Source organism: Streptomyces sp. NPDC047525, assembly GCF_040643025.1.
Classification (GTDB): Bacteria; Actinomycetota; Actinomycetes; order Streptomycetales; family Streptomycetaceae; genus Streptomyces; species Streptomyces durmitorensis.
On sequence record NZ_JBEYTL010000023.1, the window covers coordinates 1 to 23,768 of the forward strand.

Annotated in this window: 24 protein-coding genes and 3 pseudogenes; 19 read left to right on the top strand and 8 right to left on the bottom strand. The window is 66.6% G+C overall.

Translation table 11 applies throughout. The features are described from left to right. Window positions 1-189: pseudogene (locus ABZ833_RS40340) on the top strand (dTDP-glucose 4,6-dehydratase); the annotation flags it as partial. A gap of 72 nt (window positions 190-261) precedes the next feature. Here ABZ833_RS40340 and ABZ833_RS40345 read toward each other — a convergent pair. Beyond that, window positions 262-381 (bottom strand): tRNA-dependent cyclodipeptide synthase, encoded by a 120-nt coding sequence (locus tag ABZ833_RS40345; protein WP_361058045.1) that lies wholly within the window; start codon window positions 379-381, stop codon window positions 262-264. A 78-nt stretch (window positions 382-459) separates the two neighbouring features. Between ABZ833_RS40345 and ABZ833_RS40350 the strand changes: the two are divergent. From ABZ833_RS40350 to ABZ833_RS40365, 4 genes and pseudogenes are all read left to right on the top strand, one after another. Then, window positions 460-846 (top strand): annotated as a pseudogene (locus tag ABZ833_RS40350) (chitinase); the annotation flags it as partial. Between the two features lie 263 nt (window positions 847-1,109). Beyond that, window positions 1,110-1,292 (top strand): DUF6002 family protein, encoded by a 183-nt coding sequence (locus ABZ833_RS40355; protein ID WP_361058047.1) that lies wholly within the window; start codon window positions 1,110-1,112, stop codon window positions 1,290-1,292. Between the two features lie 57 nt (window positions 1,293-1,349). Then, window positions 1,350-2,690, top strand: coding sequence for a cation:proton antiporter (locus tag ABZ833_RS40360; protein ID WP_361058172.1), 1,341 nt, complete (start codon window positions 1,350-1,352; stop codon window positions 2,688-2,690). Between the two features lie 47 nt (window positions 2,691-2,737). Beyond that, window positions 2,738-2,866 (top strand): annotated as a pseudogene (locus ABZ833_RS40365) (IS5/IS1182 family transposase); the annotation flags it as partial. Here ABZ833_RS40365 and ABZ833_RS40370 read toward each other — a convergent pair. Continuing rightward, entirely contained in the window at window positions 2,864-3,526 is a 663-nt protein-coding gene (locus ABZ833_RS40370; RefSeq protein ID WP_361058049.1) for a DUF1707 domain-containing protein, read from the bottom strand. The pseudogene ABZ833_RS40365 and the gene ABZ833_RS40370 sit on opposite strands and share 3 nt — an antisense overlap. 147 nt (window positions 3,527-3,673) lie before the next feature. Here ABZ833_RS40370 and ABZ833_RS40375 point away from each other — a divergent pair, with 147 nt between their 5' ends. The 10 genes from ABZ833_RS40375 to ABZ833_RS40420 all read left to right on the top strand — a co-directional run bounded on the left by ABZ833_RS40375 (window position 3,674) and on the right by ABZ833_RS40420 (window position 13,289). After that, window positions 3,674-3,934: a transposase family protein gene (locus ABZ833_RS40375; RefSeq protein WP_361058174.1), complete on the top strand. Its 261-nt coding sequence runs from the start codon at window positions 3,674-3,676 to the stop codon at window positions 3,932-3,934. A gap of 240 nt (window positions 3,935-4,174) precedes the next feature. Next, the gene (locus ABZ833_RS40380; protein ID WP_361058051.1) at window positions 4,175-4,423 is read left to right on the top strand and encodes a transposase; all 249 of its coding nucleotides are present in this window, start codon (window positions 4,175-4,177) and stop codon (window positions 4,421-4,423) included. A gap of 305 nt (window positions 4,424-4,728) precedes the next feature. After that, window positions 4,729-5,040, top strand: a complete 312-nt coding sequence (locus ABZ833_RS40385; protein ID WP_361058053.1) for a metallophosphoesterase — start codon at window positions 4,729-4,731, stop codon at window positions 5,038-5,040. Between the two features lie 26 nt (window positions 5,041-5,066). Continuing rightward, complete coding sequence (locus ABZ833_RS40390; RefSeq protein ID WP_361058055.1) at window positions 5,067-5,984, top strand: NAD(P)-dependent oxidoreductase; 918 nt, start codon at window positions 5,067-5,069, stop codon at window positions 5,982-5,984. Between the two features lie 298 nt (window positions 5,985-6,282). Then, window positions 6,283-7,032 (top strand): LmbU family transcriptional regulator, encoded by a 750-nt coding sequence (locus ABZ833_RS40395; RefSeq protein ID WP_361058057.1) that lies wholly within the window; start codon window positions 6,283-6,285, stop codon window positions 7,030-7,032. 341 nt (window positions 7,033-7,373) lie between these two features. Continuing rightward, window positions 7,374-8,720, top strand: a complete 1,347-nt coding sequence (locus tag ABZ833_RS40400; RefSeq protein WP_361058059.1) for a SidA/IucD/PvdA family monooxygenase — start codon at window positions 7,374-7,376, stop codon at window positions 8,718-8,720. Between the two features lie 217 nt (window positions 8,721-8,937). Next, window positions 8,938-10,188, top strand: coding sequence for a cytochrome P450 (locus ABZ833_RS40405; RefSeq protein ID WP_361058062.1), 1,251 nt, complete (start codon window positions 8,938-8,940; stop codon window positions 10,186-10,188). Then, complete coding sequence (locus ABZ833_RS40410) at window positions 10,185-10,961, top strand: thioesterase domain-containing protein (RefSeq protein ID WP_361058063.1); 777 nt, start codon at window positions 10,185-10,187, stop codon at window positions 10,959-10,961. Before ABZ833_RS40405 ends, ABZ833_RS40410 begins: the two co-directional genes overlap by 4 nt. A gap of 653 nt (window positions 10,962-11,614) precedes the next feature. Further along, complete coding sequence (locus ABZ833_RS40415; protein WP_361058065.1) at window positions 11,615-12,421, top strand: LmbU family transcriptional regulator; 807 nt, start codon at window positions 11,615-11,617, stop codon at window positions 12,419-12,421. Window positions 12,422-12,509: 88 nt separating this feature from the next. After that, window positions 12,510-13,289, top strand: coding sequence for an AfsR/SARP family transcriptional regulator (locus tag ABZ833_RS40420; RefSeq protein ID WP_361058067.1), 780 nt, complete (start codon window positions 12,510-12,512; stop codon window positions 13,287-13,289). 60 nt (window positions 13,290-13,349) lie between these two features. Here ABZ833_RS40420 and rfbB read toward each other — a convergent pair whose 3' ends face one another. Continuing rightward, window positions 13,350-14,330, bottom strand: coding sequence for a dTDP-glucose 4,6-dehydratase (gene rfbB, locus ABZ833_RS40425; RefSeq protein ID WP_361058069.1), 981 nt, complete (start codon window positions 14,328-14,330; stop codon window positions 13,350-13,352). Then, window positions 14,327-15,235, bottom strand: coding sequence for a glucose-1-phosphate thymidylyltransferase RfbA (rfbA, locus tag ABZ833_RS40430; protein ID WP_361058071.1), 909 nt, complete (start codon window positions 15,233-15,235; stop codon window positions 14,327-14,329). Before rfbA ends, rfbB begins: the two co-directional genes overlap by 4 nt. Window positions 15,236-15,632: 397 nt before the next feature. Here rfbA and rfbC point away from each other — a divergent pair, with 397 nt between their 5' ends. Further along, window positions 15,633-16,196, top strand: coding sequence for a dTDP-4-dehydrorhamnose 3,5-epimerase (gene rfbC, locus ABZ833_RS40435; protein WP_361058073.1), 564 nt, complete (start codon window positions 15,633-15,635; stop codon window positions 16,194-16,196). Between the two features lie 3 nt (window positions 16,197-16,199). Here rfbC and ABZ833_RS40440 read toward each other — a convergent pair whose 3' ends face one another. The 4 genes from ABZ833_RS40440 to ABZ833_RS40455 all read right to left on the bottom strand — a co-directional run bounded on the left by ABZ833_RS40440 (window position 16,200) and on the right by ABZ833_RS40455 (window position 19,760). Next, window positions 16,200-16,979 carry a TylF/MycF/NovP-related O-methyltransferase gene (locus ABZ833_RS40440; RefSeq protein ID WP_361058076.1) on the bottom strand — a complete coding sequence of 260 codons (780 nt, stop codon included), beginning with the start codon at window positions 16,977-16,979 and terminating at the stop codon, window positions 16,200-16,202. A 42-nt stretch (window positions 16,980-17,021) separates the two neighbouring features. Beyond that, window positions 17,022-18,023, bottom strand: a complete 1,002-nt coding sequence (locus ABZ833_RS40445; RefSeq protein WP_361058176.1) for an aldo/keto reductase — start codon at window positions 18,021-18,023, stop codon at window positions 17,022-17,024. A 5-nt stretch (window positions 18,024-18,028) separates the two neighbouring features. Beyond that, window positions 18,029-19,339 carry an NDP-hexose 2,3-dehydratase family protein gene (locus tag ABZ833_RS40450; RefSeq protein WP_361058078.1) on the bottom strand — a complete coding sequence of 437 codons (1,311 nt, stop codon included), beginning with the start codon at window positions 19,337-19,339 and terminating at the stop codon, window positions 18,029-18,031. A 184-nt stretch (window positions 19,340-19,523) separates the two neighbouring features. After that, window positions 19,524-19,760: a phosphopantetheine-binding protein gene (locus ABZ833_RS40455; protein ID WP_361058080.1), complete on the bottom strand. Its 237-nt coding sequence runs from the start codon at window positions 19,758-19,760 to the stop codon at window positions 19,524-19,526. A 317-nt stretch (window positions 19,761-20,077) separates the two neighbouring features. On the opposite strand from ABZ833_RS40455, the gene ABZ833_RS40460 reads away from it, so the two are divergent. The 3 genes from ABZ833_RS40460 to ABZ833_RS40470 all read left to right on the top strand — a co-directional run bounded on the left by ABZ833_RS40460 (window position 20,078) and on the right by ABZ833_RS40470 (window position 23,719). Next, the gene (locus tag ABZ833_RS40460; RefSeq protein ID WP_361058082.1) at window positions 20,078-20,914 is read left to right on the top strand and encodes a putative nonproteinogenic amino acid hydroxylase; all 837 of its coding nucleotides are present in this window, start codon (window positions 20,078-20,080) and stop codon (window positions 20,912-20,914) included. Window positions 20,915-20,958: 44 nt separating this feature from the next. Then, complete coding sequence (locus tag ABZ833_RS40465) at window positions 20,959-21,885, top strand: phytanoyl-CoA dioxygenase family protein (RefSeq protein WP_361058084.1); 927 nt, start codon at window positions 20,959-20,961, stop codon at window positions 21,883-21,885. 313 nt (window positions 21,886-22,198) lie between these two features. Then, window positions 22,199-23,719 (top strand): FAD-dependent monooxygenase, encoded by a 1,521-nt coding sequence (locus tag ABZ833_RS40470; RefSeq protein WP_361058086.1) that lies wholly within the window; start codon window positions 22,199-22,201, stop codon window positions 23,717-23,719. Window positions 23,720-23,768 lie beyond the last annotated feature (49 nt).

The window sequence follows — 23,768 nt, forward strand, 5'->3', positions numbered from 1 at the left end:
AACGGATCACCTACGTGCCCGACCGGCCGGGCCACGACCGCCGCTACTCCGTCGACGACCGCAAGATCCGGGAGCTCGGGTACGCCCCGCGCGTCCCCTTCCGGGAAGGCCTGGCCCGGACCGTCGACTGGTACCGCGACAACCCAGTGGTGGAAGCCGCTGCGCCAGGAGCTGTCGGCCGCGGCCTGAGGAGACGACGAAGCGGAAACGGCCCGGGCAACCTGCCCGGGCCGTTTCCTCGTGGGCTCGACGGACGGTGTGTCAGCGGCCGTCGAGGGTGAAGCGGTAGAGCATCACCTCCACCCGGTCGAACCGGGCACTGGCCCAGGCCACCAGCAGCCGGATGGTCTGCGGGGTGAAGAAGGAATTGAACGGGGACATCCCCAGCACCGCACAGTGGCCCTGCTCCAGCACCCGGCGGCACCGCTCCCGGTGCACCCGGACACACACAGCCGACTAATCTGGGGCGCGTACCTCCCCATCGTGAAGAAGTACGCGGACAACGGCCGTCTCTGGTGGCTGAACATGCAGTACTACAACGGCAGCATGTACGGCTGCTCCGGCGATTCCTACTCCGCCGGCACCGTCCAGGGATTCGTCGCGCAGACGGACTGCCTGAACAAGGGGCTCGTCATCCAGGGGGCCACCATCAAGGTCCCTTACGACAAACAGGTCCCGGGTCTGCCCGCACAGCCGGGCGCGGGCGGCGGCTACATGTCCCCGAACCTGGTGGCACAGGCGTGGAACCACTACAACGGCGCGCTGAAAGGCCTGATGACCTGGTCCATCAACTGGGACGGCTCAAAGGGGTGGACGTTCGGCGACAGCGCCCGCCACCTCCTCTAGGGAAGGTCAGCTGGACGCGGCCGCCGGCAGGACGTCGACTGGTGCTGGGTGAAAGCGACCGCACGAAGAATCTCCGCTGCCCGGCTGGTGTATGAGGCAAGGGGTCGCGGTGTTCGCCCCCTTGAGTCAATACTCTTGGTGCACACGTCATCCAGAGGTTGAACGCGGTAGCGAGACACGGTGCAGGTCGGCGGGCGTATCGGCTGAAGTGCGTCTGCCCACGCGAGTCCCCTTGGCGGGATGCGAGTGGTGGGAGGCCGCAGGTGTACGAGATCGTCGCACGGCATGGCGGCGGTGGCGTCGTGGTCTCCCCGCGCGAACGGCTGGACCGCTTCGGCGAGGTGCGCTCCCTGGCCGCGCCCGCCGGAATCACGATCGCCGCCGACCCCGGCGCGATCCGGGAGTGGAAGCTGCTGAAGGTCGTACTCACGGCCGCCCTGGCATGATCACCGCGGTTGGGGACTGAGCCCGCCGCACGACAAGTCCTTCAAGGGGTGACGATTGTGGAAGCGGCGGCCGGCTCGACCGAGGCAGTCACCGGAAGCGTCCTGCTCGGTCTCGCCGTCATCACGGTCGCGGCGTTCACCTTCGGCAGGCTCGCTCTGAAGCTCCGCCAACCTGCCGTCATGGGCGAGATCGTGGCGGGCATCCTGCTCGGCCCCACTCTGCTTGGCCTGTTGCCGGGCGACCTCACCGAGCGGCTGTTTCCCGAGGACGCCCGCCCGCACCTCCAGGTGCTGGCTCAACTGGGCCTGGTGCTCTTCATGTTCGGCGTGGGCTACCGGCTCGACCTGACCCACTTGCGCGGTACCGGACCACTGGTCGTGTCAGTGTCGTTGAGCTCTGTTGTCCTCCCCTTCGCCCTTGGTTCCGGCCTCGCGGTGCTGTTTTACCCGTGGATGGACCGATCGGAGCTGGCGGGCAGTGGCGCGATGGGACCCGCGCTCTTCCTGGGCACCGCGATGTCGATCACCGCGTTCCCAGTGCTTGCCCGGATCATCTACGACCGAGGTATGACACAAGAGCCCATGGGGGCCTTGTCTCTCGCCTGTGCTGCCATCCAGGACGTCCTCGCCTGGTGCGTCCTGGCGGGCGTGGTCCTCGCCGTAAATGCCGGTGGTTCGATGGCTCTCGCGCGCATGGTCATCGGCTCCGTATTGCTGGTGGTCGCGCTCCTCTACCTGGTGCGTCCGGCCCTCACCCGGCTGACCGGCCCCGGACGGCGTCAGCTGAAGGGGACGCCCGCGCTCCTGGCGGTGCTGGTGCCGGGCACGCTGATCTGTGCCTGGCTCACGAACACGCTCGGTCTGCACCCGATCTTCGGAGCGTTCGCGTTCGGAGCGGCAGTGCCTCGCAAGAGCGTGGAGGAGGCGGCTTCTGACGCTCCGCTGCGCATCGAGCAGATGAGCCTGCTCCTGCTGCCGGCCTTCTTCACCATGACCGGCCTCTCCGTCGGCTTCAGCGAGCTGGGGGCGCAGGGTGCCGTCATGGTGGTGTGCGTGTTCTTCGCCGCCTGTGCAGGCAAGTTCATCGGTGCGACCGGTGTGGCCTGGCTGCACGGCCTGTGCAGACGGGACTCCCTGCTCCTCGGCGTGCTCCTGAACACACGCGGCCTCACCGAACTGATCATTCTCAATGTCGGCCTCGAGCTCGGTCTCATTGACACCCGCATGTTCACCGTGATGGTCATCATGGCTCTGGCCACCACGTTCATGACCGGCCCGCTCCTTGAGCGACTCATGCCGCGCAGCTCCTCCAGCGATATCGTGACTGCTCAGCTCCCCCCGGGGCTGATGTCCCCCGGGCGGCGCCGCTCGAGGAGTGGCCACGGGCAGGCGGGGTGACGACGACTTCGTACGCACAGGGCGACGAGCGTCACGCCCAACCTGCCGGCCTGCTGGGAGAGTTGGTGCGAAAGCAGGAGGGGCGGACGGCGGCAGGGTCATCGGCCTGCTTGATCGACGCGCAGAGCGTCAAGACTTCCACCAGTGTCCCCTGCTCCAGCCAGGGTATGGAGTCAGTCGCCTGCGGGCCGGGAGGCGGGCCTGCGCAGCAGCCACTGTCCGAACGTCCGACGCGGGGGCCGCACCACGACGCGGCTGTGCATGGTCGTGCCGACCAGCTCCACGCGCAGCGTGATCGGCGTCCCGTGGTCTGGAGCCTGACGAATCTTGATCTTGCTGTGTACGAGGCCCAGGGCACCGGCATCGACCACAATGCCTGGCTTGGTGATCAGCGTCAGCTTCTTGCCTGCCGTGCCCATGTCGATCCGCAAGGTGTCCTGCGTGATCACTGCCTCAGTGAAGTCGAGCGTCACATCACACCACGCAGTGACCAGCTCCAGCCTCCGCGGCACCACCCAGCGCCCCTCGCGTTTGACCGCACCACTGTGAACCGCGTTGATCTGGAGTACGTCCTTGACCTCCGCCACGGCCGTGCCGTTCGAAGCGGACACGGCCGGCAGGTCAGTGGTCAGCGCGGTCAGCTCACTGACAGTCCGCGCCGACAGGGCAGCTTCCAGGCGCTCGTCCAACTCGTCCGCGGTCAGCAGGCCGTCCCCCGCCGCGATGCGCAGCACGTCCACCACCCGGTCCCGGTCCGCATGAGAGGCCCTCAGCTCGGGCGACGAGCCGGAGCTGGAGCCGGAGTGCTTCCGGGTGGGTGAAATCTCTCCCGACATGCTTCCGTCCTGGTTCTGTCGAAATCTCTCCGCCCGGCGCAGGCAGCGGCGCGAGTAGAAGACTAACGCTATATCGCGACATCCTGGCTGGGCCCCAACAACGGAGAGGCGATGGCCAGCGTCGATTCACGGCACATGGCATCCATCATGCCGAGGCCCGGCAGCGACGACAACCGCATCCCAGGGGCCAGTGCACGCCGTTCCCCTAAGCCACTTCCGGGCTCTGTCTGCGATCACGAGGGCTTCTGTCCTAGCTGCGGAACCGCGTCGGTTCGGGTGCACGATCGCTACCGGAGGCGGATGCAGATTGTTCCGCTGGCTGCCCGGCGCGTGCGCATCGAGTTGGAGGTCCACCGTTTCGTCTGCGCGAACCGGCAGTGCGCGCAGAAGACTTTCCCCGAACAGTAACCGGGCTTCGCCTGCCCTTCGCCTGCTGGACCGATTGGCTGGGGGCACTGCTGAACGTGATCGCGCTGGCCTTGGCCGGACGGGCGGGAGCCCGGATGACGACGGCACTGGGCATCGCAGCGGGGCGGACGGGGCTGCTGAACCGGGTGCGGGCGATGTCCTCCCCGTCGTACGCCACGCCACGCCGCGCGTTCTCGGCGTCGAGACTTCGCAATCAAACGCGGTCACACCTACGCCACCGTGCTGACCTGCGCGGAGACTTACCGGGTCGTCGACGTACTGCCCACCCGGGAGGCCGGGCCGTTGACCAGGTGGCTGCTCGCACATCCCGGGGTGGACGTCATCTGCCGCGACCGAGCCGGCGCCTTACGCCGAGGGCGCCACCGTCCCGCACCCAACGCCCGCCAGGTCGCGGATCGCTACCACCTCTGGGTCAAAGTCGTCGACCCGCATTCGTCCCAGGCTCCACAACTGCCGCGTCACTCGTAGTCGCACGGCGGGTCGACTCGCCTCCGTCTTGCGGCGCATCTCGCCCTGGTCCACGGCCTGTTGGAGCAAGGCGTGGGCCTCGGGGCCATGGCCCGTCACCTGCGGGGCAGCAGTCTGGACGTCCATCACGCCTACCTGAGTCGACTCATCGCCGAGACGCGAGGCCGTATCTCGCTCGTGGCCCTGCACGGTGAACTGGTGCTGACCCACCAGGGTTCCGTCTTCGAAGTCGAGCACCGGGTCAGCTTTCGGAGTTTGCCGACCACGACTGAACAATTACGGCGGAGCCGTTCTACTGTGGCCGGGTGGGGATATCCAATCCGTCCGGTGAAGTGAGTCTCTTCACGGTGAGCGACCTGCATCCCTCGGTCCGCGGCGACGGCCCTCTTCTCAACGGCATCCGGCCGCGGACCCCCGATGGCTGGCTCATCGTCGGCGGAGACGTAGCCGCGTACCCGGCCGAGGGCGAGCGCGCTCTGCGTGGCTTCGCGCATCGTCTCGCCAAGGCCGTCTGGGCGTCCGGCAACCACGAGCTGTGGGCCCACTGCGAAGATCCCGTCCGGCACGGGCCGGGCGGCCCGCCGAGCGAGCCCGTGCTGTCCGGGGGCGGCCGGTGACCGGCACTGCGGGACGTTCGGCTGTCGTGATCGGTGGCACCGGCGCTCTGGGTCGGCACATTTGCGCGGCCCTGCTGCGCGGGGGCGCGTACAGCGTGACCGCCGTGGCCCGGCACGAGGCTCCAGTGGCCTCGGGCGCCCGGCTGGTCAGAGCGGATCTCCTCGCCGACGACGACAACCGGGCCCTGTGCCGCCTCGTGGCCGGCAGCGACGTCGTCGTCAACGCGGCAGGCGCCGGCTGGCGCGGTACACCCGATCAAATGGACTCCGCGCACACGGTCCTGGTGGAGCGGTTGCTCCGGTCGCTTTCTCCGGGCATCCGGCTGGTGCACATCGGTTCCGTGCACGAGTACGGCGAGATCCGTCCGCACGACGCCGCGGACGAACGCCATCCCGAACGACCGTCGAGTATCTACGGACGGACCAAACTGACCGGCACCAGGCGCGTCATGGAAGCTGCCGCCGAGGGCCGGAGCGACGGCGTGGTCCTCCGCGTCACCAACGCGTGCGGGCCGGGTGCCCCGACCGCCAGCTTCATCGGCTTTCTGATCGAGCGGCTCCACCAGCTGCCTCCCGGGCTCCCGCTGGATCTGGAACTCGCTCCGGACACACGTGACTTCGTCGATATCCGGGATGTCGCCGATGCTGTCGTACGGGCCGCCACGGCGCCGGTCACCGGTTTCGTGATCAATATCGGCCGAGGGGCGGTGCACGATGTGCCCACCGTGGCCAGGGAGTTGATCAAAGCCGCCGGCTTTCCTCTGGAACGGGTCCGGATGCGGGCGGCGGCCGTGCCGGGAGACAAGGGAAGATGCAGTGCCTGGACCAGGGTAGATGTGCGCCGTGCCCGCGCTCTGCTCGGTTGGTCGCACACGAGGTGCCTCGAGGACTCACTCCGCGATCAGTGGGAGGCAGCTTCGGCCCTGGTGCGGAGCACGGGCTGAGGCTCCCAGGGGGCCAGAGAGAGGTGACCTCCCTCCTCCGACGAGCCCTCATCGACAACGGCGACGTCGTGGACAATTGAGTCTCACGCATGCGACGCGAGTCCCACGTGCGTTCTCGCCGCGGTAGCGGCCAACTGGGCCTCACAGCACGGTCGTACGCGGCCGCGGCACTCGGAAAACAAGGCCCTGTTTCGATTGTGGTGAGGTCTGTTGTCCTTTGGGTGTGACATGTTAGCTTCTTGTGACGTTCGATTCCGCAGGTGCCCCCCAAGTGCGTGCACTCACCGAAGGAGACGACATGAGCGGGGATTCGTCAGTCCGCACCCACACGTATGAAACGTCAAAGTCGGCGAATTGGGGAAATCATCCTCGCCCAACTTTCGACCCCTCGACCTTAGTTACCCGGCGGGGCCTGATTTTTCCAGAGCGGATGGCATTCGACAAATGGGTCGGAGTGGGTAGCTATCTGTCACATGTAATTTCCGCATCGGCGTGGTGCCTGGGGGATTGGCTGGTCTATGGCGAGGCCAGGTTCCACGGCAGGTATCGTGACGCGATCGAGTTCACTTCCCTGGATTACCAGACGTTACGCAATCACGCATGGGTCGCGCGCCACTTTCCCATGTCTCGTCGGCGGGACAGGGTCAGTTTCACCCACCATGCCGAAGTGGCGGCCCTCGTGGAGCCCGAGCAGGATGCCTGGCTGCGAAAAGCGGAAGAGCAGGGCTGGTCCGTGAAGCGGCTGCGTCGTGAGGTCAAGGCAAGTCTGCAGGAACGCTCCGCCGGCGACGAAACGCCTGGCAGGAGCCGGAACGACCGTGGGCTGGCCAAGGGCCGGGGTCAAGAGGAAGAGGCGGTTGGGCCTCAGTCCGAGGGAACCGTGTTGCTCCGCGTGTCCGTATCGGCGGATTGTCTCGAATTCTGCCAGGCAACGGCGAGGAGGTTCGGTCTCAACGTAGAGACATGGGCAGCGAGGATCCTTGTTGAGGCAACATCGGCGACAGACGAGGGTGGCTGTCCAGCTGCAGCAGCTGTCCAGCTGGAGTGACGGTGTGACAGGTCGGTCAGGTTGCTGCTGCGGCGGCTTCCGATGCGAGGGCAGGGGGCCAATGCCCTGTCAGGTCCAGCAGTGACCTCCGCCGGTTGTCTGCGCCCCCTGCAAGAACTCGCCGATTTCGCGGTCGCCGTCACGCCGTTGCCCCGGCCGAACGGTTGTCCGTCCCCTCGGCAGGACACCAACGCCGTTGAACGGTCTATTGAATCGGTTTATGTTGAGGGGGTGTGGGCAATGGAAGTTCAAGTCCGCCAGGACCTGAGCCTTTTGGAGTGGAAGATTACCGGTCGGCGACGCGAATGCCTGGCGGCTCCGAGCCAGCGGAAGAGCTCTCTATGACTGATCGTGAACACGAGACCCGTGATGTGGTAGGTGTCGGATTCGGTCCGTCAAATCTGTCGCTGGCCATCGCCTTGGAAGAGTACCGGGCGAATAGTGTAGAAGATGAAATCAGTAGCCTCTTTCTGGAGCGTCAGGCCTCCTTCGGTTGGCATCGCAACATGTTGCTGCCGTCGACGACCATGCAGATATCCTTCCTCAAGGATCTGGTCACCTTCCGCAATCCGACGTCGAGCTACAGTTTCATCGCGTATCTGCACGCGGCGGGCCGGCTCTCGCAGTTCGTGAACACCCAGGACTTCTTCCCCACGCGCCAGGAGTTCCACCAGTACCTTGAATGGGCGCAGGCACGACTGGCCAACCGCATCGCATACGGATCGGAGGTGCTGTCGATCGGGCTGCCGCCAAGCGCCGCTCCGGAGCGGTCGGACCACCTGCGGCTCGAGGTGGCGGATGCTGCCCGAGGGAGCCGCTGGATGGTCGGGGCGCGCAATGTGGTGATCTCGACGGGCCTGGTCCCGAGCATGCCCGCGGGCGCCGAGAGCGATGAACGGGTATGGCACAGCTCCGAGTTCCTGGAGAAGTTCCGTCGGATGAACCCCCGGGAGCTGCGGCGGGTGATGGTGGCCGGAGCCGGACAGAGCGCCGCCGAGATCGCCAGGTTCTTGTATGACGAGCTTCCGCACGCCGAGGTCTGCGCGGTCGTCCCGTCCTACGGATACTCGATTGCGGACGACTCCCCCTTCGCCAACCAGGTCTTCGACCTGGGGGCCGTGGACGACTACTTCTTCGGTACCGACCAGACGCGTGATGCCTTCTGGCGGTACCACCGCAACACGAACTACGCGGTCGTCGACGACGAGGTGATCAGGGACCTGTACCGCAGGTCGTACGACGACGAAGTGCGGGGCGTCAGGCGCCTGGAGTTCCTCAACCTGACCCGGGTCACCGGTGTGAAGCGAGTCGGCGCCGAGACCCGCGTCTCGCTGCAGAGGGGCCCCGACGCCGAAGTGCGCGAACTCAGCGTCGACGCACTCGTCTGTGCAAGCGGCTACGACGCGATGGAGCCCACGGACCTGCTCGGTGATCTCGACGCATTCTGCTTGCGCGACGAGGCGGGCCGACTGCGGGTGGAACGGGACTATCGCATCGTCACCACCCCCGAAATCCGGTGCGGCATCTATCTGCAGGGCGGCACCGAGCACACCCATGGTCTGACCTCTTCGTTGCTGTCGAACATCGCGCTGCGCAGCGGCGAGATCGTCGACTCGATCAGCGCCCGCCGTGCGGCGCCGTGCACCAGGGAGACAGTCCTCGACACTGGCCCGAGCCATCCGTCGTGACGGTCACCGACACCACGAACTACGGCAAGGCCCGTCCGTGGGAGAAACTCACCCCGCGCGCCCGCCCGACCAACTCAACCCGGCCCGGTTGAGGCGGGGTTCAGGAACTTCCGTGCCCGCATCCTGCAGTGGCGTGGATGAGCAATCCGCTTCGGCGAAGTGATGACTTCTTCGCGTTCGGCGGCAATTCGCTGATTGAGCAGGGGAGGGCAAGGACGTGAGGCTGACGCCAGGGGCCGGTCGCGATATCGATCTGGGCCGCGTCGACCTGTTCGACCTGGACCTCTACACCTCAGGCGATCCCCATCCGATCTGGGATGTGATGCGGGCGAAGGCGCCCCTGCACCACCAGGCCCTGCCGGACGGCCGGGAGTTCTGGTCGGTGACCCGCTACGACGACGTCTGCCGCGTGCTCGGCGACTACCAGACGTTCACCTCGGAGCGCGGCACGGTGGTCACCCACCTCGGGGTGGACGATGTCGCGGCGGGCAAGCTGATGACATCCACCGACCCGCCGCGCCATACGCAGGTCCGCAGGGCGATCGGCGCCAAGCTCACCGCTCGGGTGGTGGCGTCCTGGCAGGACCGGATCCGGCAGGCGATCGTGCACTTCCTGGAACCGGCGCTCGGCGGTGGCACCTTCGACCTGGCTGAGCAGGCACTGCGCCTCCCGGCCATGGTCACGGGCCCGCTGCTCGGGATACCGGAGCAGGACTGGGACGAACTCGTGCGCCTGACCGCGATGGTGACGGCCCCCTCGGACCCGCACTTCCAGCACGGCAGCGAAGCAGCGACGCTGGCCATCGCCCACCACGAACTCGTCACCTACGTCACCGAGTGGGTCAAACGGCGGCGGTCCGCCGGAGGCGAGGACGGGAGCCTGCTCGACCACCTCATGAGTGTCCGCGCGGGGGGCGAGCCGCTGACCGACGAGGAGATCGCCCTCGACGGGTACAGCCTGCTCCTGGGCGCCAACGTGACGACGCCGCACACCGTCTCCGGCACGGTGCTCGCGCTCATCGAGCGGCCCGAGCAATTCGCGAAGGCTCGGGCCGATCCGTCTCTGGTCCCGAACCTGGTCGAGGAAGGGCTGCGCTGGACGTCGCCCGCCTGCAACTTCATGCGTTACGCCGTGAGCGACACCCGGATCAGCGGGGGCACGGTCCCGGCCGGTGGAGCGGTCGTCGCGTGGATCGCGTCGGCCAACCGGGACGAGTCCCAGTTCACCGATCCGCACGAGTTCGACATCGCGCGGAGCGGCGCGAACCGCCATGTCGCGTTCGGGTTCGGGCCGCACTACTGCATCGGGAGACCGCTGGCCTGGATGACCCTGCGCATCTTCTTCGAGGAGCTGCTGCTGCGGTTCCCTTCGATCGAACTGGACGGCGAACCACAGCACCTGCGGTCGTACTTCATCGCGGGAATGACCCACCTGCCCATCGTCATCCATAAACGAGGGACGCCATGACATCCGGCTCAGGCACCGTCACCTCGCCGTGGTTCGTCCGGCCACAGTCGGCTGACCAGGCAGCCCGGATATTCTGCTTCCCCTACTCCGGGTCCGGGGCTTCGGCCTTCAGCGCATGGCCGGCCACGATCGACGATGTCGAGGTGTGCCCGGTGCAGTTCCCCGGCCGTGAGAACCGGTTGGCCGACCCCCACTACGGCACCTACGAGCGTCTCGTCGCCGGTCTGGTCGAGCACCTGCGCCCGCTGCTCGCCTCGCCGTTCGCGTTCTTCGGGCACTGCGCGGGTGCCCTGCCCGCGTACGAGACCACGATCAGACTCGCCGAACTGGGACTGCCCGGGCCGGAATGTCTCTTCGTGTCAGGTCAGCCCGCACCGCAGGACGCCGCGCGCGACCGGATGCTCACCATGACCGAGTCCGAGCTGCGCGCCGAGTTGGAGTCGGTCATCCGCGGCCGGGGGATCGAGCCGCGGCCGGACATGATCGATATGGGCATGGCCGTGCTGCTCCGCGATCTCGCCGCCGCGGGTGAGTACCGGCGGACGGAGCCGGTCGCGGTGCGCTGCCCCATCGTCGTGCTGCATTGGCGGGACGACCCCGATGTGAGCCTCGACCAGCTCGATGGGTGGCGTCAGTACGCGAATTCCGTCGACATCCAGGTTGTCGACGGCGGCCACCACGACTTCATGAGCGCGCGGGACGGGCTGCTGAAGCGCTTGACGTCTTGGCGGCGAGCGGGGCGTAGCCCGTACGAGCCGACCGGGGAGCCATAACCGTCCTGTCCGACATGTGTAATTACCTCGTGCGGTCCAGCCCCGGCTGTCAGGTGGCGCACTCCAATGTGCCCACGCGGAATGCTGTTGGGGTTGTCGTTGAGAACTCCCGCACCGGGCAAGCGCCCTATTGTCGAAATCTTAACGGTCCCTGGTCTTGATCTGGTCCCGCCTTCGATAAATCCTGCAGTCCTGCGACGTGTATACGATTGCCGGGCTGCTCGCATTCGACGCGATTTCGACGGGTAATGGCTTCGGTCTCGACTGGTCTCGTGCGTGTGTGGACGGCTTTCACATGCGCGCGAAGGGGGGCGCCGCGACCGACCCGTCGCCGATCGCCGGACGTCCGGGCCACCGCGACGGCGTCCCGAACTCCACGAAGCCTTCGCCTCATTGGCCTGCGGACTGATCTGCCGGCGACGCCTCATGAGCATCGACCATGATCCTTTTATGGGCTCTGAGTAGCCCATTGCTTTGCGGATCCCTGCCGGGCGGTTCCCGTATCCATGGTCGTCCGGGTGAATGGATCCAGGAAATCAGGAGTCTGTCCCCCCACTGAAGGAGATGTTATTTTCAACTTGTTTGGGTCTCCAGGGATACGTGAGCGTTCGTCAGGGGACACGTGGCGCTCCCAATATGCTTGAGGGGTTGGCATGGACGGGGATTTACCAGTGCGGAATCGGAAAGCTGAGGCGGCGGGCTTGGCGCAGCATGAAGATCTTTCGCGCGCCAACTTCAACACCTCTGCCTTTGTCACAGGGAGAGGCCTTCTACTCCCGAGAGAGCTCCCATTCGATACATGGGTGGGCGTCGGTAGCTACCTGTCCAGCATTTTTTCTTCCTCGGCGTGGTGCCTGGGGGACTGGCTGGTGTACGGCGAGGCCAGCTTCAACGGCCGGTACCACGACGCGATCCAGATGACGTCGCTGGACTACCAGACGCTGAGGAACCACGCGTGGGTCGCGCGGCGCTTTCAGCTGTCCCGTCGGCGGGACAGGCTCAGTTTCACCCATCACGCTGAGGTGGCAGCTCTCGCCGAACCCGAGCAGGACTTCTGGCTGGGCAAGGCGGAGGACCAAGGATGGTCGGCGAAGCGCCTGCGCCGCGAGGTGAAGGCGAGCTTGCACGAGCGTTCCACTGACACCGACGGAGAGCCGCGCGAGAATCAATCCGGTGGAGGTACGTTCGTGCTTCCGGCCGAGGACACCGTCCAGCTCAGGCTGCCGGTCCCGTCGGATGTTCTCGAATCCTGCCACGAGGCGGCGAGCAAACTGGGGCTCGACGTGGGGGCATGGGTGAGTCAGGTTCTGCTGGCGGCAGCTCAGACGCCCGGCAGCGAACAGCTTGAGCGTGACCCCGCCCGCCCGGGCGGTGAGGGCGAGGAGTCTCAGACGTGGCAAGGAGACGAAGCCGTCCGCAGACCAGGTCGAGCCGGACACGTCTCGACGTCGCGGCCTTGACCGTGTCCGGGTGACTCCGAGGGCTGAGCCTGCAGACAGCGGATCGACGTCGGATGAGCTGTGGAGCCAAGTGACCGGGGGTTCTTCCATGCGATACGAGATCATGGGGCCACTTCGCGTCATGGACGGAGAAGACGAGTCGACCATCAAGGCGCAGAAGGTCGAGACCCTGCTCGCCGTTCTTCTCGTGCGATCGAACGAGGTCGTCAGCGTGGACCAATTGATCCGAGAGGTCTGGGGGGAAGCACCCCCGCGTAGCGCGACTGCCGCTCTGTACGTCTATATCTCCCATGTGCGCAAGTTCCTCAGGCGCCCCGGCAGGGAAAACGGCCCGGTGCTCACGAAACCGCCCGGATACATGGTGTGCCTCGGATCGGACGGCCTCGATCTCCGCAGTTTCGACCAGCTCGTGTCGGAGGGCCGGGAGTGCTTCCGTGCGCAGAATTTCGAGGCGGCCACCCGGAGCTTCGAGGGCGCGCTGACGCTCTGCCGCGGACCGGTATTCGACGGCGTGTGCCAAGGGCCGATTCTGGAGGGGTTCCGGACCTGGGTCAACGAGGCCAGGCTGGAATGCATTGAGATGCTGATGGATGCGCGGCTGGCTCTGGGGAGGCATCGCGAACTCATCAGTGACCTGTACCGACTTGGCGCGGAACACCCGCTGCGAGAGAGGTTTCATCACCAGCTGATGGTGGCGCTGCACCGCAGCGACCGTCAGGCGGATGCGTTACAGGTGTACCAGCGGGCCCGCCGCATGCTTAACGACGAGCTGGGGCTGGAGCCCGGCCGCGCGCTCCAGGAAATGCAGCACGCCGTCCTGGCCGCAGGCAACCGCCTGACGTTACCGGGCCATGCGGCTCAGCCATGACCTGCAGCGTACGTACTGACAGGAAATGAACCGCTCGCGTGACGTGGGGCAGCCCAGGCCTCACGCGGTCAGCCGGCGCTTGAGCGGCTCCCACCAGTCGCGGTTGTCGTGATACCAGGCGAAGGTCGCGGCGAGCCCGGAGGCGAAGTCGTGCCGGGGACGATGGCCCAGCTCGGTCCGTGCCCTGGTGTCGTCGAGCGAGTAGCGCCTGTCATGACCCTTGCGGTCCGGAACGTAGCGCACCCGGCTCCAGTCGGCGCCGCAGGCCGCGAGCAGATGACCGGTCAGTTCACGGTTGCTCAGTTCGGTGCCCCCGCCGATGTTGTAGACACGGCCCGGAGAACCGCTTGTGCGGACCAACTCCACGGCTCTGCAGTGGTCGTCGACGTACAGCCAGTCGCGCCTGTTCAGGCCGTCGCCGTAGAGCGGGACGTCACCGCCGTCGAGCAGGCTGGTGAGGAACAGCGGGATGATCTTCTCGGGGAACTGTCGCGGCCCGTAGTTGTTGGTGCACCGGGTCACCCGTACGTCCAAGTCGTGGGTGCGGTGGTACGACAGGGCGAGGAGGTCCGAGGCCGCCTTGGACGCGGCGTAGGGCGAGTTGGGGTCGAGCGCGTCCTGTTCGGTACTGGAGCCGCTCTCCACCGAGCCGTAGACCTCGTCCGTGGACACGTGCACGAAGCGCTTGGTCCCGTGCCGTAGCGCCGAGTCCAGCAGGGTTTGAGTGCCCGTCACGTTCGTACGGACGAACACGTCGGCGGAGGCGATCGAGCGGTCCACGTGGGACTCGGCGGCGAAGTGCACCACCTGGTCGGTCTTTTCCATGAGCCTGTCGACAAGGCGGGCGTCGCAGATGTCGCCCCGGACGAACGTCAGTCGGGGGTCGCTGAGATCGAGGTTGTCCAGGTTGCTGGCGTAGGTGAGGTTGTCGAGCACCGTGACCCCGCACACCCCGGAGGCCTGCGCCGCACCGGTCGTGAGCAGCATCCGCACATACGCGGAGCCGATGAACCCGGCGGCGCCGGTGACCAGGAGATTCACAGCTCCTCCGAGAGGACCGTGGGCGGCAGGCCCATTCCGAAGGAGCGGGCGCGTTCCATGACGTACTGGCCGTACGGCGATCTGTCCATCTCCGAGCCCAGCGCGTGGCAGTCGTCCGGGTCGATGTATCCCATGTACATGGCGACCTCTTCGACGCAGCCCAACCGGATGCCCTGTCGGCGTTGCGTATCCCTCACGAACGTTCCTGCTTCGAGCAGCGACTCGTGGGTGCCGGTGTCCAGCCAGGTGACGCCCCTGCCCAGCCACACCAACTCGGCGGTGCCCTGCTCCAGATAGGCCCGCAGCACGTCGGTGATCTCCAGCTCGCCCCGCGCGGACGGCTTCAGGACTCCTGAGATGTCCGAGACCTGGGTGTCGAAGAAGTACATCCCGGGGATGGCGAGGTTTGACCGGGGGTTCCGGGGCTTCTCCTCGATGGAGACGAGCCTGCCCCGGCGATCGATCTCGGCGACGCCGAACCGCTGCGGGTCGGCGACCTCGTGGCCGAACAGCACGCAGCCGCTCAGCTTGAGCGCGCTTCGGCGCAGCAGAGTGGGCAGGTTGGCACCGTGGAAGAGGTTGTCGCCGAGGATCAGCGCGCATTGCTCGCCGCGGATGTGGTCCGCCCCCACGCGGAAGGCGTCGGCTATGCCACGCGGCTCGTCCTGCACGGCGTAGCCGATGTTCAGCCCCAACTGCCGTCCGTCGTTCAACAGGGCACGGAAGACGGGGAGGTCGGTCGAACGTGTGATGACGAGGATGTCCTGGATGCCCGCGAGCATGAGCACGGAGAGCGGGTAGTAGATCATGGGCTTGTCGTAGACCGGAGCGAGTTGTTTGGAACCCGCGAAGGTGAGGGGCTGCAGCCGTGTGCCGTTGCCGCCCGCGAGAATGATGCCTTTCATCCGCTCCATTCACCCTCTCCGAATCGGTATTCTCGAATCCTCGGGGACTCGTCCAAAGCCGGTCTTACGCATGTCTTAAGCAGCAGAGCGGAAATCGACCGCTCGACGTTCGGCCGCGGCGACGATTGCCAGATCGACGTCATTCTGATGCAGTGGGACTCTGCGGTAAGTTCCGTGGCCATCGACCGTGAACCGCTGGCCTCACTGATGAGCCACACGATGGCGACAGCGCGGAATACCGCGCCTCTGCCCGGAGAGAGGCGGGGCTCGACCGCTACTCCGTTCGCAATTGGCAGGCCTGGTACCGGCACCTCAATCGCTCGCCGTTTCCGCGCACACCGAACCGTGCGTCACCGCAGGCCGCCCGACCATTCCGCTGCCGAGTTGAGGGGCTCTTGTGTACACACGCCAGCAGAACGTGGAAGGCGTCGTCGAGTTCTCCCCGCAGATCCACCGGGATCAGCGCGGAACGTTTGCCTCCCCTTTCACCGGAGAGGCGTTCGCCGAGCACGCGGGAAGGAGCGTCTTCTCCGCCGCGCAGCTCAGCTACAGCACCTCGCAGCGCGGCACAGTGCGTGGCATCCACTTCACCCGGAGTCCGCCCGGCATGGCCAAGTACGTGTGCTGTCTGGCGGGCGAGGTACAGGACTTCGTCGTGGACCTGCGCAAGGGATCACCGACCTTCGGCCGCTGGAGCAGCATCCGGCTGAGTGGCGCGACCATGCGGGGGCTGTACATCCCGGCCGGCGTGGGGCATTGTTTCGCCGTGCTCCGCGACAGCACCCTCATGTCGTACATGATGTCCGGCGAGTACGTGCCGGCCAACGAGCTCGCACTCTCACCGTTCGACCCTGAGCTCGCGTTGCCCCTCCCGGACGGGCTGGAACCGGTGCTGTCTGAACGGGACCGCACGGCACCCACCCTGAAGGAGCTCGACGAGCAGGGTCTGCTTCCCGCGTAGCGCTCAGCCCTCCCAGCGCAGAAAGCCGATAGGCGCCTCGCGCCCCGGGATGTCCAGCCAGCGCAGGTCCCCGCGGTCCAGACCCAGCGTTTCCCGCAGGGCGACCGTCTCACCCGGCCACTTGGGGTGCGCCAGCTCGTCGAACGCGAGGATGCTGCCGCGCACCAGCTGAGGCCGCAGCAGCTCCAGGACATCGCGTGTCGGCTCGTAGAGGTCCAGGTCGAAGTAGGCCAGCGCCACGACTGTGTGCGGGTTCTCCGCCAGGTACTCCGGCAGCGTCTCCCGCACATCGCCCGGAACGACGAAGGTGCGCTGGAAGTGACCGAGCGGTTCGACGGCCTCGTGGCAGGCGAGCACCTCGCGCAGATGCTCCACGAAGCCTTCCTCGGTGGCGAACCTGCCCTGCACCGCGCTCGGACTGACCCGGTCCACCTCCGCGATGTCGGGAAATCCCGTGAACGTGTCGAAGCCGACGATCTGCCGCGTCGCGTTGTACGGCTCGTGGATGCCGCGCAGCGCGGTCAGCGCGGCCAGATGGCGGCCGTGCAGCACGCCGAACTCCATCATCGTCCCCGGCACGTCACGGCTCAGCCGGTAGAGCGCGTCCATGGACAGCAGGTCCGCCACTTGGTGCCGGCGCATGTAGATGCCGAGGTGGTCGATCAGGTAAACGGGCGGGATGGGCGTGTCGGACATCAGCTTGGCCAGACGCTCCCGCGCGGACCGTTCCTGTTGCGACTCGTGTGGCAGGACGTTGGGGTCCTTGTGCCGGGGGTCTGACATGGGTGTTCTCCTCCAGCTCTGCGGTGTGCCGGTTCAGCAGGGTCAGGTGAGCCACGCGTCCGGGGCCGCCTCGCCGTTGCCGACTGGCGGGAACAACTCCTCCAGGCGGGCCGTCTCCTCGTCGGACAGGGGCGATTCCAGCGCGTGCAGCGCGCTCTTGATGTGGTCGGCCGTGCGCGGACCGATGACCGTCGACGTCACTCCGGGTCGGGACATCACCCAGGCGAGGCCGACCTCCGCCGGGTCACGTCCGAAGTCCCCGCACAGCCGCTCGTACCGCTCGATCGTGCCGCGCATCTGCTCCAGCGCCGCCGCGGACCGCCCCTGCCCCGACTTGACCGCACGGCCTTCGACAGTCTTGCGCAGCACACCGCTCAACAGGCCGCCGTGCAGGGGGGACCAGGGCAGCACTGCCACTCCGTACGCGCGTGCCGCGGGGAGCAGATCCAGCTCCGGATAGCGCACGGCGAGGTTGTACAGGCACTGCTCCGACACCACGCCCAGGAAGTGCCGCGCCTTTGCCGCCTCCTGCGCCGCAGCGAGGTCCCAGCCGGCGAAGTTGGACGAGCCGACGTAGCGCACCTTGCCCTGCTGAACCAGCAGCTCCATTGCCTGCCAGACCTCGTCCCAGCCGGCGTCCCTGTCTACGGTGTGCATCTGGTACAGGTCGATCCACTCGGTGCCGAGACGGCGCAGCGACGCCTCGCAGGCGGCGACGATGTGTCGCGCGGACAGCCCCTGCTCGTTGGGGCCTTCGCTCATGGGGTTGCCCACCTTGGTGGCCAGCACCACTTGGTCGCGGAGCGGGGGGCGGGAGGCGAACCATCTGCCGATGACCTCCTCCGTGTAACCCTTGTACTCGCGCCAGCCGTACATGTTCGCGGTGTCGATGAAGTTGATCCCGCTGTCGACCGCGTGGTTCATCAGCTCCTGTGCCTCGGGCTCATCGACCCGTCCCCCGAAGTTCACCGTGCCCAGACAGACACGGCTGACCTGCAGCGCGGTACGGCCCAACCGTGAATACAGCTGGGCGTCACCCTTCAAGGTGCTCACAAGTCGCCTCCGTGGATCAGCGAACGCAGACAGGCCAGCGCGCTCCGGGCCTGCATGTTCAGGTAGTGGCTGTGCCGGGTCAGCTCTTCAAGCTGCCCAAGAGTCAGCCAGCGGAACTCCGGCGGCTCCGGCAGCCACCCGGTCTCGACCACGAGGTGCCGGCTTCCGCTGTGGTAGAAGCGCCCGCCCTCGTCGGACAGCGTGGTGTCGAACCAGATGCGGTCGGCCCGGGCGTTCTGCACCAGGTCGAGGAAGAGCGGCCGCTCCCCGGGCGGCAGCGGATCGAAGTCGTCGGGCGTGCACTGCACCGTGGGCGCCAGCTCCGCCGCGTCCACCAGCCCCGGCTCCGTCCGCACCTGCATGAGTACGTGCAGGAGGCCGTGCACGCGCGTGACGAGGAGCGCCAGCAGCCCGGGGGCGCGGTTTTGGATCATGGGCTGGCACCACAGACCCACCTCCCGGCCAACCGCTTCCACCCGCACGCCGATCACGTCGAAGTGCCGCCCGGTCCGGTGGCCGATGCTGCCGCCGGTGAACTCCCAGTCCTCGAGCGCGTCCAGCCGCACGGAGCGTACGCGCATATCGGAGCGCGTCCTGGCCTCGGTGATCCAGCTAAGGACGTCCTCCAGCGGGTGCAGCTCGTTCCCGGGGGAAGGAGCACGGTCTTCGAAGGGAAGGCAGGCGAGCACGGACCGGGTATCCATGTTCACCAGGTCATCGATGGCCAGCAGCTCGTGCAGCTGCCCGAGTGTGAGCCATACGAAACCGTCCCGCGCCTCGACGGATTCCTGGGTTTCCACGATCATGTTCCGGTTCCGCTTGCGTAGGAACCTCGACCCTTGCTCGGACTGTCGTACATCGGCGATGACCCGTCGCCGCGCGGGGTCCTGGAAGTACTCCAGATACGGCACGTGCCGCCCGCCGTGGACGCCCGTGTAGTTGCTCTTGGTCGCCTGAACGGTGGGGGAGAGCTGGAGGCCATTGCGATTTCCCGGCTCCGCCTTGAGTTGCGTGAGGAAGCGCAGGATCCCGTCGGACTTCTTGACGAGGAATCCCAGGATGCCGGTCTCGGGCTGGTTGATGATGGGCTGTCCCCACCCCGCCGGTGGGCTCTGCGTATCCACCTGGAGGCCTTCGACGGAGAAGTAGCGGCCGCTCTCGTGGGCGATGAAGCCGGTGTTCTCGTCGAAGCGCCAGCCGGTCAGCCGGTCCAGCGGCACTGTCTCGGTGACGGTGTAGACGCGTTCGCGCGTCTCCCTCAGGACGTGCTCGAATGCCGCGAGTCCCGGCGCCGTGCGTGCCGACAAGGCGAGCCTGGACGCCACCTCCGCACGGCTTGACTCTGGGGGTACGGAGGATGTCTGCGCAGCGGGCAGAGTGCTCATCGGTCCTCCTGACGCCGCCTGTTCCCTCAAATCCCGCCTTCTTCCGCACTTACCCGGGCGCCGGAGCCCGGGTGACGGTGGGAGAGGGGCGTCCTTGGCGTCGAACTCACGCCCGCGTCCTCCCCTGCTCGGTCAGTTCGTGCTCGATCAGCTCGGCAACCCGAGCCGGGGTCTGTGCCAAGTAGAAGGCGCGAACGGACAGTTCGACGCCGTACTCCTGGGACACTCGTTCGATGATCTTTATCCCGATCAGTGAATTGCCGCCGAGTGCGAAGAAGTCGTCATCAGACCCGACCGTGTCGCAGCTGAGGTATTCGCCCCACAGCCCCGAGATCTCATGCACGAGTGACACCGGAAGTCTCAACTCCATTGCCAGGTTTGCCCTTACCTCAGTCCCGACGGTGAGACGGCTCGAACGCGTTGCCACGCACCGGTTGTCTCGCCGACGGGACAGGAGTGACTGCTCCGATCCTGCCCCGGCCGCACGGCCGATGTCACCGTTCACCGTGCTGTCGGCATAGTGGGGCCGGGGCCGGGGCCGGGGGCCCGCCGGCCACGTGGCCATTGCCACGGGATCCCGGGGGAATTACGGTGACGGCTTGAAGTAACGGCCATATGCGTTATAGCGGTTCCGGCCATCATGCGTTGAAGGGGATTTCCTTGCTGAAATCGCAACGGCTCACCGTGCTGCCCATCGACTCGTACGACCTGGATTCCGAGTTGTCCGTCGTGGACAACCATGAGTACAAAGGCGAGTTCGACGCCCTCACCTTCGGGGCGTGGTCGTGCCATGTGCTGGCGAACGGCACTGGCGCCGAATCCGACGTCGCCTTCCGCCCCCACGGTGACCGTCTCACCCTCACCGAACTGGGTCGGGAACTGCCGAACATCATGTCCCTGGTGACCGATCATTTCTCCCTTGACCGGTTGCAGTGGGTCCGCATCTTCAGCCTCCGCGACGGCGTCATGGCCCCGCATGTGGATTTTCTCGAATTCGATGAACCAGGAACCAGGCTGCAGATCCCGCTGCGCACCAGCGAAGAATCTCTCCATTCTGAGAATGACATCGTCTATCACCTCCGCCGTGGCGAGGTGTGGAAGATACACACGACCGATCCTCATTCGGTAGGAAGCACGTCCGGAACTGCCAGGCTCTCCCTCTGTCTCGACTTTTCTGGAGCCGATGAGCCGGTCGCGATCCGCAGCGACATTCCGGCGACCGAGCCGGTCCGCATAATGGAGCGGCTCAAGCCTACCGAGGCGGAACTCGAAGAAATCCTGGACTCCTGCCGGCAGCTGACCCCCGCGACCATGCGGTCGGGCTTCCGCCGATTCGCCGAACTCCACTTCAAGCGGAACGCACATGCCACGGAGGTGTTCGACTGGTACGTGGAGGCCGTGCGGCGTACCGGGAACGATGAGATGGTCGCGAAGGCGCGTGCCTACCGTACGTACTGCATCGAGAAGCGGATCCAGGGAGAGACGTTCGATTGGTGAGGGGCAACCGGCCAAGCACCTGGCACATAAGAAGGAGCTGACGCATGAACACGCTTGGCGATGGCGTTCTGAGGAAAGCTGCGGCGGAATACGCCGAGCATGGCTTCTCCATCATCCCCGGCGTCCTGCCATCGGAAGTACTGGACGAAGTTCGCCGCCACGTCGACTGGCTCACCGAGAAGTATCCGGATCTGCGTCCCGAACACTTCCACCACCCGCTGATCCGCAATGACGCCTTCTGGGTACGTCTGGTCTCGGACCCGCGGCTGGTGGACATCGCGGAGTTCTTCCTCGGCTCGGACCTGGCATGCTTCACCGCCCACTACATCTGCAAGCCTCCGTACGACGGACAGCCCGTGCTGTGGCACCAGGACGGCACATACTGGGCGCTTGAGCCGATGGAGGCGCTGACGGTGTGGCTGGCCGTCGATGAAAGCAGCTCGGAGAACGGCTGCCTGCGGATGATCCCGGGCAGTCACCGATTGCCGCTGCACAAGCCGTCGGCCCGCACGGACGAGCCCAATATGCTGTTCTCAACCTCCGACGAGGACCTGGTTCGAGAGTGGGCGGAGAAGTCCGGAATCGTGAACATCGAACTCAAGCCGGGCGACGTCTCGATTCACCACCCCCACCTGCTGCACTACTCGGAGGCGAATACCTCCGCCAAGCGACGGTGCGGCCTCGACATCGGCTATATCTCGACGACCACGCGGATCCGGAGTGAAGGGGTCTACCTCGACCCACTGCTGGTACGCGGATCCGACACCAACGGTCTGAACACATACCGCCGGTTCCCCGACTACCAGGAGAACGAGACGATCCCCTTCGCCGGGCAGGACGAGTGGAACGACAAGGTGGCCGCGCTCAACGCGGCGCTGCCGCGAGGGTCCCGCGACCTTCCGGAGGAGAGCCCGATCGAGTCGACGCGGCACATGATCGACCGGCTGCGCGAAGGCACCGTGAAGAGCTGATCGCGGCCGCGCGGGCGACGACGTGCCGGTGGAAAACTCGCCCTGTCCCGTGGACCACACCGAGGCGGCCGCAGGCCCGCCGGAACTTCGTCGCTCGTCGCTGTCTTGTCGCCGGGACATCCGGCAGGCGGAGGCACTTGGGGCGGTGATGGCCGTGCAGGGCAGCCGTAGGATTCGACCGCCAGTGCCGAAAGGCCTGCAGAATCGCTGAATTCCCATTGCCCGCCGGGCCTGTATGCGACTGAAGTGAATGGCGAGCCATGATCTTGAAATCAACCCGTGCATGAAATGAGAGGCACAGTGGGAGGGGCACGTGGTGGGAGACACCGTCATGGATGCGGACGTCGTGATCGCGGGCGCCGGGCCGACGGGCCTGATGCTCGCCTGTGAGCTGCGGCTGGCAGGCGTCGACGTAGTGATCCTCGACCGGCTCGCACAGCGGACTCGTGAGTCGCGGGCCGGCGGGATGCACGCCCGCACCCTGGAGGTGCTGGACCAACGCGGAGTCCTTGACCGCTTCCTGGCGCTCGGTGAGCTGCAGTCGGTGGGCCACTTCTCCGGACTCTGGCTGGACTTCGACGAGTCCGAGTCCAGGCATCCTTATCCGCTGACGATCCTGCAGTCCACCATCGAGAGGCTGTTGGAGGAGTGGGCCGCCGAGCTCGGCGTGTTGGTGCGCTGGTCGTCCGAGGTCAGCGGGATCCACCAGGACGAAACAGGCGTGACGGTCGAGCTGGGTACGGCGGAGGCGGCACCCGCGAAACTGCGCGCCCGCTACCTCGTGGGCTGCGACGGCGGACGCAGCACGGTGCGCAAGCTGTCGGGCACCGACTTCCCCGGCACTCCGGCGTCGATGACCGCGTTGCTGGGTGACGTAGAACTCCCTGATCTGCCCGAGGACTACATCTTCCTGCGGCGCTGCCCGGAGGGTCACTTCTCGGTGTATGCCCTGGAACCGGGCTGGTTCCGGTTGATCACGTCCGAATACGACCACGTCGCGGACCGTGACGAACCCGCGACGTTCGAGCAGCTCCGGGAGTCACTGATCAGACTCGCGGGCACGGACTATGGCATGCACAGCCCGCGGTGGGTCTCCCGGTTCGGTGACGCCGCACGGCAGGCCGCCAAGTACCGGGAGGGGCGGGTGCTGCTCGCGGGCGACGCCGCGCACATCCACTACCCGGCCGGCGGGCAAGGGCTGAATGTGGGCGTGCAGGATGCGGTCAACCTCGGCTGGAAGCTGGCCGCGGTCGTGCGCGGCCATGCGCCGGAGAGTCTGCTGGACAGCTATCACGCCGAGCGCCACCCGGTCGCGGAGCGCGTGCTGCACAACACCCGTGCACAGTCGGCCTTGGCCCGCCCTGGTGCACAGGCCGACGCGCTGCGCGACGTGTTCGGCTCACTCATCCTGTTCGACGACGTCAACCGGTATCTGCGCAGTATGCTCACCGCCCTGGACATCCGGTACCCGGTCGACGGCGACCACCCGCTGACGGGACGGCGCGTCCCCGACGCCGACCTCAAGACACCCCACGACACCACCCGCGTCTACGAGTTGCTGCATGCCGCCCGCCCCGTACTGCTCGACCTGCGCGGCAGTGCCGAGGTGGCGGCGGCCGCCGAGGGCTGGGGAGATCGCGTCGATCTCGTCGAGGCGCGCAGTGAGCACGACTACTGGACCGTCCCGGGCATCGGCGAGATCCCCGCTCCCGCCGCCCTCCTCATCCGCCCCGACGGCCACCTCGCCTGGGCGACCGCCACTGGCAGCGCGCCCGACGCGTCCGCGCTCCAGACCGCCCTCACCACCTGGTTCGGCCGGGCCCGGCGAGGGTGAGACACCGCCGCGCGGTTCTGTTCGCGCTCCGGCCTTGACGACGAACCCT